Source organism: Thiocystis violacea (assembly GCF_016583565.1).
Taxonomy (GTDB): Bacteria; Pseudomonadota; Gammaproteobacteria; order Chromatiales; family Chromatiaceae; genus Thiorhodococcus; species Thiorhodococcus violaceus_A.
Genome location: NZ_NRRF01000086.1, coordinates 1 through 15,783, shown reverse-complemented (window position 1 = coordinate 15,783; position 15,783 = coordinate 1). Strand labels below are relative to the sequence as shown.

Sequence of the window (15,783 nt, the reverse complement as noted above, 5' to 3'; positions counted from 1 at the left end):
ACGCCAAAAATCATCGGACATCTCTTGAAAGGCCATGGCATCATCGATACGCGTGATTGTCGTACCTAAGAGGCTATCTTATTTAGAATTTTAATGATTTAAGCATTTTCTGTTCCGGATATCCTCTTAGAGAGGCGGGTGCGCGCCGGCAGCATCACGAACGAAGACGCAAGGCTTTTCGGTTTACCTCAGCTCAGCCGGCAGGAGATGCCCAAAGGACTTGGGACCAGACGCGAGCAGCCTTTGTTCTCACCAGGTGGAGATCGACATGGATCCAGCAAGGGCACAGCTCCCAAAATCCCCGACCGGCATCCAGGGGCTGGACGAGATCACCGGCGGCGGCCTGCCCAGCGGTCGGCCAACCCTGGTGTGCGGCGGCGCGGGCTGCGGCAAGACCCTGCTGGCCATGGAGTTCCTGGTCCATGGCGCGATCGAGCACAAGGAGCCCGGGGTCTTCGTGACCTTCGAGGAGACCGGCGAGGAATTGACTCAGAACGTGGCCTCGCTCGGCATCGATCTCGACGCCATGGTGGCGGCGGGTCAACTGGCGCTGGAGTACGTCTACATCGAGCGCAGCGAGATCGAGGAGACGGGGGAATTCGATCTGGAGGGGTTGTTCATCCGTCTCGGCTACGCCATCGACTCGATCGGCGCCCGGCGCGTCGTCCTGGACACCATCGAGACGCTCTTCGCCGGCCTGCCCAATCCATCCATCCTGCGCGCCGAGCTGCGCCGTCTGTTTCGCTGGCTCAAGGCCCGCGGCGTGACCGCCGTCATCACCGGCGAGCGCGGCGACGGTCAGCTCACGCGCCAGGGGTTGGAGGAATACGTCTCCGACTGCGTCATCCTGCTCGACCATCGGGTCGATGATCTGATCTCCACCCGACGGCTGCGCATCGTCAAGTACCGCGGGTCATTCCATGGCACCAATCTCTATCCCTTCCTGATCGACGGGGCCGGCATCTCGGTGGTGCCCATCACCTCGCTCGGCCTGCAGCAGGTCGCCTCCTCGGAGCGCGTCTCGAGCGGTGTCCCCCGTCTCGACACCATGCTGGACGGCGCGGGCTATTATCGCGGCAGCAGCATCCTGGTCTCGGGCACTGCCGGGACCGGCAAGACCAGTCTGGCCGGGCATTTCGCCGCGGCCGCCTGCGCGCGGGGCGAGCGGGTGCTCTTCTTCGCCTTCGAGGAGTCCGCCAGCCAGATCCTGCGCAATCTACGCTCGATCGGGATCGACCTGCAGCCCGCGGTGGATGAGGGCCTGCTCCAGTTTCAGGCGACCCGTCCCACCTTCACGGGCTTGGAGATGCACCTGGCGCTGATGCACCGTGCGATCATCGGATTCCAGCCGCGCATCGTCATCCTGGACCCCGTGAACAGCTTCGTCGGCGCCAACCGGGACACCGAGGTCAAGGCGATGTTGATGCGCTTGCTGGATGACCTGAAGGGGCATCAGATCACGGGATTCTTCACCAGTCTGACCGCGGGTGGTGGCCCGCTCGATCATACCGATGTCGCCATTTCCTCCCTGATCGACACCTGGCTGCTGCTCCAGGCGATCGACACGAACGGCGAGCGCAATCGCAGCCTCGCCATCTTGAAGTCGCGCGGCATGGCCCACTCCAACCAGACCCGCGAGTTCCGGCTGACCGCGCGGGGTCTGGCGCTCTGCGATGTCTATACCGGCCCCGGCGCCGTGCTGACCGGCTCGGCGCGGCTGGCCCAGGAGGAGCAAGCGCACGCGGCCGAGCTGGCGCGCCAGGAGGAGATCGCGCGCCGGCAGCGCGCCCTGGAGGATAACCGCGTGGCGCTGGAGTCGCGCATCCTCGCCATGCGCGCCGAGTTCGCGGCCCAGGAGGCCGAGACCCTGGCCCTGATCGAGCGCCAGCGGGCGCGCGAGACCCAGTCGGTGCGGGCGCGCTCAGAGATGGCGGACAACCGCAAGGGCGACGTCACAACAGACATCGGAGAGCGTTCATGAACAGTCCAACGACCGCGCCCGACCCCGCCGACGCGGAGATCTGGACCCTGCGGCTCTACGTGGCCGGAGAGACGCCGAAATCCATCACGGCCTTTGCCAACCTCAAGCGCATCTGCGAGGAGCACCTGGCCGGACGCTACCGCATCGAGGTGATCGACCTGCGGGAGAACCCAGAACTGGCGCGCGGCGACCAGATCCTGGCGATCCCCACCCTGGTGCGCAAACTCCCCGAACCGATGCGCAAGATCATCGGCGACCTCTCCAATACCGAGCGGGTATTGATTGGACTGGATCTGCTGCCGCGTTGAGCGGCGCCCGAGATGACACCCATGGCCGCTGGCCCGACGCAGTCTCGCCCCGACCAGCCGGGCCGGGCGCCGACGCGGTTCAACGCATTGTGAGGATTGCGATCATGTCGACCGAGCAACCCCCCGATACCTCTCCGACGGATGACCCCGCATGGGGCAGTCCGCGCCGGGATGACTATCTCCTGCGGCTCTATGTGACCGGCGCAACGCCGAACTCGACCCGCGCCATCGCCAACCTCAAGCGGATCTGCGAGGAGCACCTGGAAGGTCGTTACACGCTGGAGGTCATCGATCTCTATCAGCACCCCGAGCGCGCTAAAGAGGCGCAGATCCTCGCCGCGCCGACCTTGATCAAGACACTGCCGCCCCCGCTGCGGCGGATGATCGGCACCCTGTCGAACGAGGAACGGGTGTTGCTGGGTCTGGATCTGCACCGGCGTGACGCGGGAGAGGTCGGAGAGACATGATGGCAGGTGTCAGGTGTCAGGTGTCAGGTGTCAGGTGTCAGGTGTCAGGTGTCAGGTGTCAGGTGTCAGGTGTCAGGTGTCAGGTGGCAAAGGATTGTCGCTAGAGGCGCGGCGAGATCGCGCCGGCGACTGAACGCTGGAGATCAACCTCTGTGACGTCGTCGCCCAACCCCGCCCAACTGCTCGCCGAGAATCGGGATCTGCGCGCCCGCCTGGCGGAGGCCGAGGAAATCCTGGACGCCATCCGCAGCGGCGAGGTGGATGCCCTGGTGGTCTCGGGCACCGGCGGCGAGCGGGTCTTCACCCTCCAGGGCGCGGACTATCCCTATCGCGCCCTGATCGAGGCGATGGGCGAGGGTGCGCTCATCCTCACCGAGGGGGATGTCATTTACTACGCCAACCAACGCCTCGCCGAGATGCTGAAGACGCCGCTCGAGCGGGTGATCGGCGCGACCTTTGCGCGCTGGATCGCCGCCACCGACCAGGCGCTGTTTCATGATCTGTTGAACCATGGTCGGGGGGCAGAACGGCCACTGGAGGTCGTCCTGGTGGCCGCCGACGGGTCACATGTCCCATGCACTCTCGCGTGCAGCCCCTTGCCGATCGCGACGGCACGCCCCTCACTGTGCCTGATCGTCACCGACCTGACCGAGCAGCATGAGCGCGAGCTTCGCCTCCTTGCCGCTGAACGGCTGGCGCGCTCGATCCTGGAGCAGGCCGCCGGCGCGATCCTGGTGTGCGATGCCGACACAGGGGTCATCCGCGCCAGCGTCGTGGCACAGACACTCTGTGGCGCGGACCCGACCGGGCAGCCGTTCGCGCAGGCCTTCCCCCTGCGACTGCCCGATGGCGCGGCCTTTTCGCTGGCGGACCACCTTGGCGACGCTGGACGCCAGGCGATCGAGGCCCGGCTGGAGCATCCTGGATCCAGGCGCGACCTGCTGATCGGCGTCGGCCCCTGGCTCGGCGTGCGCGGCGAGGTGCTCGGCAGTATCGTCACCTTGACCGACATCAGCCAGCGCAAGGCCCGGGAGGACGAGATCAAGCAGCTCGCCTTCTTCGATCCCCTGACCGGGCTGCCCAATCGGCGGCTGTTCCAGGACCGACTGCGTCAGACCCTGGCGGATTGCGCCCGTGGCCCGCAACAGGGTGCACTCTGTCTGATCGACCTGGACAATTTCAAGGCGCTGAACGACACCCTCGGTCACGACATCGGTGACCTTCTGCTCCAGCAGGTCGGCCAACGGCTGAGCGAGGCGGTGCGCCTGGGTGACACCGTGGCCCGCCTTGGCGGCGATGAGTTCGTGCTGATCATCAATGGCCTGAGCGAGCAAACCCAGGAGGCGGCCGCGCAGGTGCTGGGTATCGGCGCGAAGCTCCAGAGCAGTCTCAACCGGCCCTACCAGCTCGCCGGTCACGCCTACCGCGGCACGCCCAGCATCGGCCTCACCCTCATCCACGATCACGCGGCCAATCAGGACGAGCTGTTGAAACAGGCCGATCTCGCCCTGTATCAGGCGAAGGCGGCGGGCCGCAACACCCTGCGCTTCTTCGACCCGTCCATGCAGGCCGCCATGGAGGCGCACACCGCCCTGGAGTCGCAGTTGCGCGAGGGGTTGCGGACGGGGCAATTTCTGCTCCTCTATCAGCCTCAGGTGGATGGCGAGGGGCGTCTCACCGGGGCCGAGGCGCTGCTGCGCTGGCGCCACCCCGACCGCGGGCTGATCCTGCCCGACACCTTCATCCCCCTGGCCGAGGAGACCGGGCTGATCCTGCCGCTCGGGCAGTGGGTGCTGGAAACGGCCTGCGCTCAGCTCGCGCACTGGGCGCGTCGACCCGACACCGCCGGCCTGACCCTGGCGGTCAACGTCAGCGCGCGCCAGTTCCGCCAGACGGATTTCACGGACCTGGTGCGCGCGGCGCTTGCCCGGCAGGGCGCCGACCCGCACCGGCTCAAGCTCGAGATCACCGAGACCCTGTTGCTCGACGACATTGGTGATGCCAGTGCCAAGATGGTCGTGCTCAAGGCCCTGGGCCTCGGCTTTGCCCTCGATGACTTCGGGACCGGTTATTGCTCGTTGGTCTACTTGAAACGTTTCCCACTGGACGAGTTGAAGATCGACCGATCCTTCGTCCGGGATCTGCTCACCAACCCGAGCGACGCCGCGATCGCTGGCGCCATCCTGGCCCTGGCTCGCAATTTCGGGCTCGCGGTCATCGCCGAGGGAGTCGAGACCGAGGCCCAGCGCGCGTTGTTGGCCGAGTGCGGATGCCACGGCTTCCAGGGGTATCTGTTCGGCCGGCCGGGACCGATCGATGCACTGCGGGGACTCAGGAGACGGTGAGGAAACACAATTCACCGTCCTGCCCAGTGATGCGGAGGCCGGTCGGGGTGCGCGAGGGGCGATCGCGGGCGCAATCGGTGGTGCCGTCATGGGCGGCATTATTGGCGGCAGTCGCGGGGCCGCGAATGGCGCCCTCATTGGCGGCGCAGTGGGTGCTATCAGCGGCAGCGGCCATCGCGACCACCGGCGCGACTACCATAGGAGGCCCGATCGTGGGTGGCGTTGAGCGATTGCCCGGGACCATCTGACCGAGGCAATGGTGCCTCGTGGAATCGACAAAGGTCAGGCAGCCAGCCGATGTTTTTGGTTGCGGTCTTTGCGGTGTGTGCCCATCTTGTCGGCTGCGAGGCTCGCATCATGGGCACGTCCCTCCAAGCCTGATGCCATTCTCGAGTTCCGTCGCACGGGTTTAGCCTATCCTGCGACCAGTGTGTTTCCCGAGAACCACCTTCAGCCGCGCAGAACGACGATGAGGCGTACCTGGCGCGCTCCAACCCACCATCGCGAGTGAGGCTCTTCGATATCCCATGCGGACTCTTAACCGCCGCTTGACCCTTGCAGCCCTGTGTCTGGCCGCGACTCAGGCTGCCACTGAACCCCTCTCGTCATTGGATGCATCCGTGGTCCGGGCCGGCGCTGCTCCGGCCACTGTAGAGGTCTGGAATCGGCCCATCGTGACCTTGCGTGCGGTGATCGGGCCCTTGGACCCGGCGCAGCGGGCAGAGCAGGTGCAAGGACGCATCGAGGCGCTGCCGCCGGAGGACTTCGGTGACGCGGTCCATGCCGAGCCCGCGCAGGTTGGTCGGTTGCGGGGATGGCTGATCCTGGTACGTGATGACATCATCGTCGGCATCCTGCCCGAGGATCTCGATCCCGAGTCGGGAAGGACTGTCGAGGAGACCGCCCGCGACGGCGTCGAACGCTTGCGCGAGGTGTTCCAGGCCAGGGCGGAACAGCAGCGTCTGCCGCTCCTGCTGCGCGGCATCGGCTTCGCCCTGGGGGCGACCCTGGTCTATGCCCTGTTACTCCTGGCGGTGGTCCGCATCAAGGCCCGCGTCGAGCAGCGACTCCGCAGCAGCGCGCAACGCAGCCGCTGGCGGATCTTCGGGGTCCAGATCCGCCCACTGCTCGGCGCCATCGAGCGCTATGCCATCAAGTTCGCGGCCCTGGCCATTGCGCTGATGGGCGGCTACCTCTGGCTCACCTTTGTCCTGGTGCAGTTCCCTTACACCGAACCCTGGGGCACGGGCCTCGGCGCGTATCTCAGCGACCTCCTCGCGGACCTGGCGACGGGCATCGTGGAGGGCATCCCGGGCGTCCTCACCGTGCTGATCGTGTTCTTCCTGACGCGACTGCTGGTCAGCAGCATCGACGCCTTCTTCAAGGCCGTGGAGGAAGGCCGGCTGCAACCCTCCTGGATCGAGACGGGGACGATCGATGCCACCCGGCGGCTGACAGTGGCCGTGATCTGGATCTTCGCGCTCACCGTTGCCTACCCCTATATCCCCGGTTCGGATACCGCTGCCTTCAAGGGCGTGAGCGTCTTCGTGGGGCTGATGATCTCCCTGGGATCGGCGGGCTTCATCAATCAGATCATGAGCGGTCTGGTGATCGTCTATGCCCGCGCCTTTGGCGTCGGCGATTATGTTCGCCTCGGGAAGACCGAGGGACTGGTGAGTCACGTCGGCCTGCTCTCCACCAAGGTGGTGACCCGCCAGCAGGAAGAGGTGACGCTGCCGAACGCGGTGGTGGTCGGCCACCGGCTCACCAACTTCTCGCGGCGCGCGGAGAGCAAGGGCGCCGTCGCCCGCGCTAAGCTGTCGATCGGCTATGACACCCCCTGGCGGCAGGTCCATGCGCTCCTAAACCTGGCCGCGTCGCGCACCCCGGGGATCCGCAAGGAGCCACGTCCCGTGGTGCTGCAGCTCGCCCTGGCGGACTTCTACGTCGAGTACGAGCTACAGGTGCGTCTGGAGCGCGTCGAGGATCGCATCCGCAACCTCTCCGATCTGAATGCCCAAATCCTCGATGTCTTCAACGAATACGGGGTGCAGATCATGTCGCCCCACTTCAACAGGCAGCCGGAGCAGGCGGTCGTCGTGGAGAACGGCCACTGGCACACCCCACCTGCCGCCGATCCCGCGGACGGTGAAGGACATCCCTGAGGCGGTTCTCGTCGCTGAGCAAGATCAGGCGGGCTCGACACATGGGCGGGAGCGACACCACGCTGGACGCTCCCTGGAGGCCGTCCAACCGCCGGATCTAGGGTAATCGCTATCCACACCATGCCACGCCGATCCCTCGATACCGTCGTGATCCTGCTTGCTGTCGGCTTGCTCGGCGGCTGTGCGACCGGCGGACGCGCGCCGATGCCGACGCCACCGATCGCGCCCCGGAGACCGCGGCCGAAAGCACGATGCCCTACGGCCAGGAGCGGGCGTCACACATCGCCTTCGGATGCGCCCAGGTCCGCCTGGTTCCGACGCCGATCTAGTCGCCCGCTGGCCGCGGGGGCGACTGCCTCGTGTGCTGAAGGGCCGACTAACCATCGATGCATCCCCGGAAGACAGGGCGCTTCTGGTCTCGCGCTGGCTTTTCCGCAGCCGTCACCGGGTGGGGCAACTGCGCCCCGAGGACATCTCCGCAGAGACCCAGCGCTACTTTGCGACCGCTGGTCGACTCGACCTCATCGCCTACGAGGGCAAGCGCACCGATTTCTTCGGCCACTCCTACTTCACCACCAACCCGGCGGTCAGCTCAATCGCATCACTCCATCATGAAGCAGACGGCGAGGTTCTGGTTTACCCGGCGTCAGGATCGCTGCCGGGTCGCTGGGATCGGTCGGGCGGACTGGTACATCTCGTCGACAGTGGCAACCGAGCAAGGCGTATGATGCCGTTCGCCACAGGGGTTAACACGAGAGAAAGACCCGATGAGTGAGCCCAATGAACCCATGATCGAACAGCGCTCGCCCGGCAAGAGTGAGGCTGTCGATCGCGCCGTCGAGATCGCGATCCGCCTCGGGCTCCTGGCTCTCATGCTGACCCTCTGCTTCCTGATCGTGCGGCCCTTTCTGGTCGCGATCGTCTGGGGTGGGATCATCGCCGTCGCCGTGCATCCCGGCTATCGTCAACTGCTCCGCGCCGTCGCCGGACGGCGTGCCCTTGCCTCGGTCCTGTTCGCCCTGCTGGCATTGGTCGTGCTCATCGGCCCCATTGTGATGCTGAGCGGAACCCTGGTCCAGGGCGCGCAGAGCCTGAATCGAGGCTTCGCGGACGGCGGCTTGGACCTGCCGCCGCCGCCAGACCTGTCCTTCATCCCCTTGATCGGTCAGTCAGTGCAGGACTTCTGGCAGAAGGCGTCCTCGAACCTTGAGGGTGCGCTGCGCACGATCGAGCCCCAGCTGCGACAGGTCGGTGAGTGGACCCTGTCGCTCGCCAAGAATGCCGGACTGGGCATCCTGAACTTCGGTCTTGCCATTGTTATCGCCGCGGTCCTATTGGCCAAGAGCGCGGCGGGCGGACGGGCGAGCCGCGCCCTCGCCGAGCGACTCGCGGGTGCGCGCGGCCGGCAATTTGTCGAGTTGGCCGAGGCCGTGGTGCGCGCTGTCTCCCGCGGCATCCTCGGCGTGGCCATGCTCCAGGCGTTGCTAACGGGTCTCGGCATGCTGGCCGCCGGGGTGCCGGCCGCTGGACTCTGGGCGCTGATTGCACTGCTCCTGAGCACGATCCAGATCGGCGTGTTCCCAGTCCTGCTGCCTGCGGCGGTCTATGTCTTCTATGCCGGGGACACGCTGACCGCGGTGCTCTTTCTGATCTGGGCGATCCTGGTGGGCTCGCTCGACAACGTGCTCAAGCCCATCCTGCTCGGGCGCGGTGTCGCGGTGCCCACGGCCGTGATCTTCGTCGGCGCTATCGGCGGTTTTATCGGTGCCGGCATCATCGGACTTTTTGTCGGCGCCGTGATCCTGGTGCTGGGCTATGAGCTTTTCATGGCCTGGCTGCGGGAAGGTCATGCGGCTGACGAAGCTGGCTCCGATCCGCAATCCGAGACCGAGGCGCCGCCGCGTTAGCGCGGCGGTCGTCGATCGAGGCGATTCCAGCGGTGCTCCCGCGGTGCTTTCGCCTCCTGACCCGCCAATCGGCGACGGACCGGACATCCAACCTCCTGATTCAGGACAGGGTCCGGATTCCCAACCGTGCTGCCGCGCTCGCCAAACTCTTCGGTGCGCTCAAGCCCAAAGGGCTTCCGGCAGTCGTTGAGGTCATCTTCGATCCGCACGTTCGGTCGCGTCGCACCGTTTCTGGTCTGGCGATCCCAACCGGTTTTCGTGAGGGAGCCTCTCTCGGAAGCCAAGGTTCAGGCCAATCGTTCCGCTTCCCCGTGACGCAGACGCCGGGCGGGTCACCTCGAGCGTTCGCTTTCGCGCGATGACGCCATGGTCCAGACGATCATTTTGCCCTCGGCGTTCTGGGGCAATGAGACGCGAGCGGCTCTGAGGCGCCAGTCGCTTCCCGTGGCGTGCCTCTGGCGCCCGGGCGAGGCGGTGGATCAGGGGTTGCCTTTGCGGAACCGGATGAAGAAGTTCTCGCGCAGCTCGAGCGGCTCATCGATGAGGACAAACCCGGCCTGCGTGACCTCGTTGATGACGGTGCGGCGATCAGCCCGGACATGTTCGAGGATCCAAGGCGCGCTGATGTCCGGCTCCCGTCGGTAGTCGATAATCGCGAGCACGCCGCCGGGTGCCAGTGCTTCGCGGATGGAGGCGAGCATCGCCTGCGGATGCTCGAAGTGATGGTAGGTGTCGCACAGGAAGACCAGATCGACACTGGCGGGATCTAACGCGACGCTTGTCTGCTGGTTGACCACCGGCACCACATTCTCCAGTCCTTCGGCGCGTGCACGACGTCGAATCGAGTCGACGAAGGATGCCGAGACGTCCACCGCGTAGACCGTTCCGCTCGGACCCACCGCCTCGGCAAAGCGCAGTGTGAAGAGTCCGGTTCCGGCGCCGACATCGGCGATCCGCAGTCCGCGAGGAATCTGAAGCGCCTGCAGAATCTCGACGCGCCGGTCGAAGACCTCACGGCCGCTGCGCTCGAAGATGGATTCCCAGCGCTGGGGATTGGCGCCATGGTAGTAGGCGTTCATCTCCGGTCCGACCGCCGGGGTCTCGGCGGCCGACAGGACGGGCAGGAGGAGCCACAGCGCGATCAGCGCTGGGCCGCGGAGACGTTGGGCGATGGGCATCAGGCGTTGACCTCTGCGCGTCAATCTCATCGGGAGACCTCCGTCAAGAGCTCCGGGCGGAGCATCCAGGCCAGCCTCCAGTGACCGTCCGCGTCGCGCTCCAGGCAGGCCAGGCTTCCCGGCTGAAAGGCGAGCAGCGCCTGGTTGGCGTCCGCAACGAGCAGGTGGGCGGCGAGCCGCCCCACGAAGGGCAGATGCCCGACGATCAGGGTGTCCGCGGACCAGTCGGCGATCTCCGAGGCCAGCGCCTCCACCGGGTCATTCGGCCTGAGGCCGCCGCGCGCCTGCGGTACTCCTCTCGCCAGGAGCGGCTCGGCCAGGATCTCCGCGGTCTGCGCCGCCCGCGTCTTGCCGCTGTGCAGCACCCGCTCAACCACGATCCCGGCCTGACCCAGGCGCGCCGCGAGACGCTCAATGTCTGTGCGGCCCTGCGGGCTCAAGGGACGCTCGGGATCGACGTCCTCGGGGACGGCCAAGCCATGTTGTGCGAGGTAGAGGCGCATCTTGGACTCCGAATCGGTTGGATAGCAGGCTCTCCCGGCTCACTGCGCATACTGCATGGTGCGCGTCATCCCGCCGTCGATCACCAGGTTCTGCCCGGTGATGAAGCCGGCCTTCGGGCTGGCCAGAAAGGCGACCGCCGCGACGATGTCGGCCGGCTCGCCGATCCGCCCCACGGCATGCTGGGCCTGGTCGATGGAGCGGTGTGTCGGGTTTTGGCGCCTGCCCGGTTTTTGCCAGGGGCCGGTCTCGATCCAGCCCGCGCTCAGGAAATGCTGCGTCAGGGCGCGGTCGATGCCTTGCGCGCCGCCCGTGACGATCGCGACCGGAGTTTGGTCCGCCTCAGTCATCGCCAGTGCTCCTCTGTGCGGCGGCGTTTGTGGCCCCGGCCGGGATGCCGTGGCCCACGTCGATCGGCTCGGGGCTCACCTGCCGCCGATAGCCGCGCTGCTGGCGTCGCCGGGCGATGCCTTCGATCTGCGCCAAACCCTCCGCCTCGGACGCCACGCCGACCACCCGCAGGCGTCCGCGCCGTGAGCCGAGTGCGCCCCAGCAGAGCACCAGCGTCCAGTCGCCGAGCAGGTCCTGAACCAGATCGACCAGGTCATCGCGATCCTTCTCCGCATGGATCCAGCGTTGCATGGCGTCCGTCCACCAGGAAACGATGGTCCAATGATGGCACAGGAACGGTCGATTGCTGGCTGGACCGTGTCAGGCTGCGGAAGACGTGTGTGCGGCGCAATAAAAAAATCCCTGCCAGAGCGGCAGGGCAAGGATGGCCGAACAGGAGACATTTGCGCTGTCCCGTTTTGCGCTTGTCGGAGGATACGGCAGAAACCCGTCCCGGCGTCGCCAATGGGCGTCAGCGTGCTCGAGAGGGTGCTCGGAGAGACATCAATGAGAATAATTCCCACCCAGGGTGAATTTCAAGCGAGCGCCCTGCTCGGATGCGGTGATCCGATCAAGCACGGCACGGCAAAGTCGCGCGGGCGGGTCTAGCCGGTGGCGGGGATGGGCTGCACCAAGCAGCGCAGCTGCTGGGGGCGCCCCTGTTGGATGTGCCACAGCGCCATGGCCATCATCACGGCGATGGCCAGGCCAACGCGGGTGGTCATCTTGGCGATGCGCGGATGAAGTGCTGCTCGAAGCCGAAGTGGTGCGGGCATCGACGCCGCCGGTTTCGTGATGCCCCCAATCGGGGGCGGAGGTCTGAGCGCTGGCGCGGTCCTGCTGCCCGGTGCTGTGACTGGCGATGTCGGTGCCGTCGAAGCCCCAGATGCGTCCCGAAATCGGGCAGGACGGCCATGAGCGGCTCGCGCAGGATGACCGCCATCTCGCCGACCATGCTGAGCGCGTCCTCGCGCTCAATGACATTGGCCAGAAAGCGTGAAACGTTCCAGCTCGCGGGCACGGCGCGTACCGCCTCCGCGACGGGCGGGATCTCAATGCGCACAACGCCCGTGTCAGGGTCGGTGACAACCCGAGGCTTGGGTGGGCGCTGAATCGGTAGGGGATCGAAGCCGCACGCCTGCATCAGGCTGGGATTGCGCGCGAACTCGCGCAGGAGCGATTCCAGACTCTCATGCTGATAGACGATGCCAGCGAGCAGCGCGTTCCACATCGCCCGCACTGGATAATCGTCGCGCCCGTGCCCGCGCATGACCTCGAGGTATTGAACCAGGCGCTCATCGGGAAGATGCTCAACCACCAGGTGAAGCCGATCGAGGTCGCTGCGTGCCTCGAGGGCATCCCACGAAAACAAGCTCGATTGCACCATGGCCGCCATGGCGGTACTTCAATAGGGATCATCTCGACAACGACTATGATCCCTTGGCGGCCGCCCCGTTTCCACCCGAGCGGATCGTGCTGGGGTGAATTTCTCGCTCTCTCCCGCTCGGCGCACGTGCAAACCATTGATCCTTCGTTCTACATTGGGGCAAACGAAAGTTGAGCAGTCTTGTAGGCACTTTTCAAATCAGTGGGTTAGAGACAGCACAAATGGCTCAACCTGCTTGCCGATGCGCCCAGCGGGCCATTTGCTTCGGATCAGAAGGAGGAATCGATCTGTCGTCTCCGTCTCAACAACTCGGGCTGCGTGTCGCGAGCATGCTGTTCGGGATCCTGTCGATCGCGCAATTGTTGCGCGTGATCAAGCGCTTCGAGGTGATGGTTGCGGGACACGCGATTCCGGTGGCTGTCAGCGTCATCGCCTGTGTCGTTCTGGCCGGGCTGAGCGTTTGGCTCTGGCACTTGCTGGCGCTTGGGGCTGCGGGGCTTTCGCCAACGATCCCGTCCGCACCGCCCGCGACTTCCGCCAGGCGCTGGAGACGGACTTCGCCGGTGCCTTCAGCGAGATCGTCTTCGCCATCGCCGACTGGTCACCGCAGCGGCGTTTCCTCGGACCCTTCCGGGAGGTCTTTGCGGCGGACGGCGCCTGATGCCTGAAGGGACGTTCATGCGTGTCTATGGCATCGACTTCACCAGCCGCCCGCGTCGCGGCAAGCCCATGACCTGCCTCGCCTGCCAGCTGGAGGGTGATCGGCTCTGCGCCGGCACCCTCGGCACCTGGTCCAGCTTCGCGCCCTTCGAGGCGTTCCTCCAGCAGCCCGGTCCCTGGATCGCCGGCATCGATTTCCCCTTCGGTCAGTCGCGGACCTTCGTGAGCAATATCGGCTGGCCAGCGACCTGGCCTGGCTACGTGCGCCAGGCCGAGTCGCTGGGTCGCGCGGGCTTTCGCCAGGCGCTCGACGCCTATCGCCAGCCGCGCCCGCCAGGAGACAAAGAGCACCGCCGCGCGACTGATTGCGCCGCCGGTGCCATCAGTCCGCAGAAGCTCTACGGGACCCCGGTCGGTCTGATGTTCTTCGAGGGGGCGCCAAGGCTGCTGAGGGCCGGGGTGACGATTCCGGGCGTGCGGAGCGGCGATCCCGATCGGGTCTGCGTCGAGGCCTATCCGGGCCTGCTCGCCCGCCAGCTGATCGGCCGCCGCTCCTACAAGCAGGATATCCGTGCTCAGCAGACACCGGAGCGGGATCATGCCCGGCGGGCACTGCTGCAAGCCATTCTGAAAGGCGCCACACAGCCTGCTTACGGCATTCGCGTGCAAGCGCCACTGAGTCTTGCGGATGATCCCATGGGCGATGCGCTCGACGCCTTGCTCTGTGCCATCCAGGCCGCCTGGGCCTGGACGCAGCGCGCGGCTGACGACGGTCAGCCGACCTCACTGGATCCACTCGAAGGCTGGATCGCCGATCCGCATGCACGCGCCGACGCATTCCGCGCCATCGGACCGGGTGTTTCTTGACTGTCTCGGTCTTCACCTCTCGCACGGCGAGCCCACGACCGTCCGGTTCGATCCCAGAGCCCCCTGAGGGTTGTCCAGCGCGGCATCCGTCGGGATGGAAACGCCGTTCCGACCGCAAGTCGCTTCGTTCAGTCACTCAGCGCCGACTTCTGAGCCGGCGCCGTTTGCACTAATCCCGGTGCCGATCCAATCCCCACCGAGCGCTTCCATGCGGCACGCGTTGTGGCCACCTCACCCACGCGGACAAACCGTCCCGGCGTGTCTCTGGGTTGATTCCGACCCTGCGACAAGCCCATATCAATACCCTGGGCGACCTGATGATCGCGTGCTATGTACGCCAGCGCACAGTCGTTTTGGTGAGAGAGGAAGAAAATACGCCCTCACTGCGCAGCGACCCGATTGGATCGCAAGGTCAGACATCCGATGTCGATCGGCGCGCGCACGCGGACAGGATCGTGACCTCAGTCCTGCATCACAGCGGAGGATTTCCGAATGCCTTGGCAGAAAGGTAGCGCTCCATCGGGTGAGTCCTGGGGCAGCGGGACCACACCCCCGGATCTCGAGGGCCTCATCCGGCACGGGCAGAATCGGCTCAAGCGGCTCTTGCCGGGCGGTGGTCTGGGCGGCGTCATTGTGCTTGCGATCCTCGCGCTCGTCGGCTTGGGGGTCTGGACCGCATGGACCACCTATTACACGGTGCCGAGCGACTCGGTCGCTGTCGTGCAACGATTCGGGAAATATCTCAAAGACGTGCAGCCCGGGCTTCATTTCAAGCTGCCGTTGGGGATCGACACGGCGACGATCGTTCCCGTCAAGCGACAGTTGAAGCAGGAATTCGGGTTCACGACCCCGGGCGCCAGGGATCCCTACCAGAGCCCGCGTGATGGCAAGCGGGAAACGGAGATGGTCACGGGGGATCTGAACGCCGCCTTGGTGGAATGGGTGGTGCAATACCGCATCTCCGATCCGGTGAAGTTCCTGTTCGAGGTCCGGGAGCCGAGTGAGACGCTGCGCTATGTGTCCGAATCCGTGATGCGAGAAGTCGTCGGCGATCGCACCGTGGACGAGGTGATCACCATCGGTCGCCAGGAGATCGAAACCGAGGCGCTGACCAAGATGCAAGCGCTGTCGACCAAATACGCCATGGGGATCAGCATCGATCAGGTGCAATTGAAGAACATCAATCCGCCCCAGCCGGTGCAGGAGTCGTTCAACGAAGTCAACCAGGCCCAGCAGGAGAACACGGCGAAACCGTTCTACCGCAGATTGACTCGCCGTAGTGGGATTTACCTTCGATTCTGTACAGGCCCCAGCGTTTGACTCAAACTGCGCGCCAGGATTGGTTGGCGAGGCAGCGCGACGCACGTGCATGACATCATCCTGCGCTCGGTCGCAGGCCCGCTTCGTCGATCCGCGCCCAGGCACGCCTGACCCAACCGATGCTCGATCCTCTTGACCACGACGGAGCCCCGAAACTGATGTTGAGTGCCAAGCAGATGCGTTCGCTTCCAGCGTTCTTTGCCGATGTGCCCGATCCACGTCGCAGCCAAGGTCGGCGCCATCCCTTGCCGGCGGTGCTCGCCATCGCCGCCGGCGCGGTGTTGTGCGGGGCACGTGGCTATCAGGC

17 protein-coding genes are annotated in these 15,783 nt (G+C 65.7%); 11 read left to right on the top strand and 6 right to left on the bottom strand.

The features are described from left to right. Window positions 1-268: 268 nt before the first annotated feature. From kaiC to CKO23_RS26445, 4 genes are all read left to right on the top strand, one after another. Complete coding sequence (gene kaiC, locus CKO23_RS21410) at window positions 269-1,981, top strand: circadian clock protein KaiC (protein WP_200334814.1); 1,713 nt, start codon at window positions 269-271, stop codon at window positions 1,979-1,981. Beyond that, window positions 1,978-2,289: a circadian clock KaiB family protein gene (locus CKO23_RS21405; protein ID WP_200334812.1), complete on the top strand. Its 312-nt coding sequence runs from the start codon at window positions 1,978-1,980 to the stop codon at window positions 2,287-2,289. Before kaiC ends, CKO23_RS21405 begins: the two co-directional genes overlap by 4 nt. A 104-nt stretch (window positions 2,290-2,393) precedes the next feature. After that, on the top strand, window positions 2,394-2,756 hold the full coding sequence (locus CKO23_RS21400) for a circadian clock KaiB family protein (RefSeq protein WP_200334810.1): 363 nt from the start codon (window positions 2,394-2,396) through the stop codon (window positions 2,754-2,756). 152 nt (window positions 2,757-2,908) lie between these two features. Next, entirely contained in the window at window positions 2,909-5,101 is a 2,193-nt protein-coding gene (locus CKO23_RS26445) for an EAL domain-containing protein (RefSeq protein WP_200334808.1), read from the top strand. Here the strand turns inward: CKO23_RS26445 and CKO23_RS21390 are convergent. Then, a complete protein-coding gene (locus CKO23_RS21390; RefSeq protein WP_200334806.1) occupies window positions 5,088-5,276 on the bottom strand; it encodes a hypothetical protein in 189 nt (62 codons plus the stop codon). The two genes, CKO23_RS26445 and CKO23_RS21390, sit on opposite strands and share 14 nt — an antisense overlap. A 499-nt stretch (window positions 5,277-5,775) precedes the next feature. On the opposite strand from CKO23_RS21390, the gene CKO23_RS21385 reads away from it, so the two are divergent. From CKO23_RS21385 to CKO23_RS21375, 3 genes are all read left to right on the top strand, one after another. After that, window positions 5,776-7,266 (top strand): mechanosensitive ion channel domain-containing protein, encoded by a 1,491-nt coding sequence (locus CKO23_RS21385; RefSeq protein WP_200334804.1) that lies wholly within the window; start codon window positions 5,776-5,778, stop codon window positions 7,264-7,266. 361 nt (window positions 7,267-7,627) lie between these two features. After that, on the top strand, window positions 7,628-8,041 hold the full coding sequence (locus tag CKO23_RS21380) for an alpha/beta hydrolase (protein ID WP_346014657.1): 414 nt from the start codon (window positions 7,628-7,630) through the stop codon (window positions 8,039-8,041). After that, window positions 8,034-9,173, top strand: a complete 1,140-nt coding sequence (locus tag CKO23_RS21375; protein WP_242482628.1) for an AI-2E family transporter — start codon at window positions 8,034-8,036, stop codon at window positions 9,171-9,173. Before CKO23_RS21380 ends, CKO23_RS21375 begins: the two co-directional genes overlap by 8 nt. Before the next feature lie 479 nt (window positions 9,174-9,652). Here CKO23_RS21375 and CKO23_RS21370 read toward each other — a convergent pair whose 3' ends face one another. From CKO23_RS21370 to CKO23_RS21350, 5 genes are all read right to left on the bottom strand, one after another. Further along, window positions 9,653-10,381: a class I SAM-dependent methyltransferase gene (locus tag CKO23_RS21370; protein ID WP_242482627.1), complete on the bottom strand. Its 729-nt coding sequence runs from the start codon at window positions 10,379-10,381 to the stop codon at window positions 9,653-9,655. Beyond that, the gene (gene sixA, locus CKO23_RS21365; RefSeq protein WP_200334794.1) at window positions 10,378-10,854 is read right to left on the bottom strand and encodes a phosphohistidine phosphatase SixA; all 477 of its coding nucleotides are present in this window, start codon (window positions 10,852-10,854) and stop codon (window positions 10,378-10,380) included. The genes CKO23_RS21370 and sixA overlap by 4 nt, the downstream gene beginning before the upstream one ends. Window positions 10,855-10,893: 39 nt before the next feature. Further along, on the bottom strand, window positions 10,894-11,202 hold the full coding sequence (locus CKO23_RS21360; protein ID WP_242482626.1) for an SDR family oxidoreductase: 309 nt from the start codon (window positions 11,200-11,202) through the stop codon (window positions 10,894-10,896). Beyond that, on the bottom strand, window positions 11,195-11,494 hold the full coding sequence (locus CKO23_RS21355; protein ID WP_242482625.1) for a hypothetical protein: 300 nt from the start codon (window positions 11,492-11,494) through the stop codon (window positions 11,195-11,197). The genes CKO23_RS21360 and CKO23_RS21355 overlap by 8 nt, the downstream gene beginning before the upstream one ends. Window positions 11,495-11,963: 469 nt before the next feature. Beyond that, the gene (locus CKO23_RS21350) at window positions 11,964-12,638 is read right to left on the bottom strand and encodes a transposase (protein ID WP_200334792.1); all 675 of its coding nucleotides are present in this window, start codon (window positions 12,636-12,638) and stop codon (window positions 11,964-11,966) included. A gap of 451 nt (window positions 12,639-13,089) precedes the next feature. Here CKO23_RS21350 and CKO23_RS21345 point away from each other — a divergent pair, with 451 nt between their 5' ends. The 4 genes from CKO23_RS21345 to CKO23_RS21330 form a co-directional block, all read left to right on the top strand. Beyond that, window positions 13,090-13,290 carry a hypothetical protein gene (locus CKO23_RS21345; RefSeq protein ID WP_200334784.1) on the top strand — a complete coding sequence of 67 codons (201 nt, stop codon included), beginning with the start codon at window positions 13,090-13,092 and terminating at the stop codon, window positions 13,288-13,290. Continuing rightward, window positions 13,290-14,156 (top strand): DUF429 domain-containing protein, encoded by an 867-nt coding sequence (locus tag CKO23_RS21340; RefSeq protein WP_242482624.1) that lies wholly within the window; start codon window positions 13,290-13,292, stop codon window positions 14,154-14,156. The genes CKO23_RS21345 and CKO23_RS21340 overlap by 1 nt, the downstream gene beginning before the upstream one ends. A gap of 492 nt (window positions 14,157-14,648) precedes the next feature. Next, window positions 14,649-15,476, top strand: coding sequence for an FtsH protease activity modulator HflK (gene hflK, locus CKO23_RS21335; protein ID WP_200334782.1), 828 nt, complete (start codon window positions 14,649-14,651; stop codon window positions 15,474-15,476). A gap of 119 nt (window positions 15,477-15,595) precedes the next feature. Further along, on the top strand, window positions 15,596-15,783 hold a 188-nt coding region (locus CKO23_RS21330; RefSeq protein WP_207168641.1), incomplete at its 3' end, for a transposase family protein.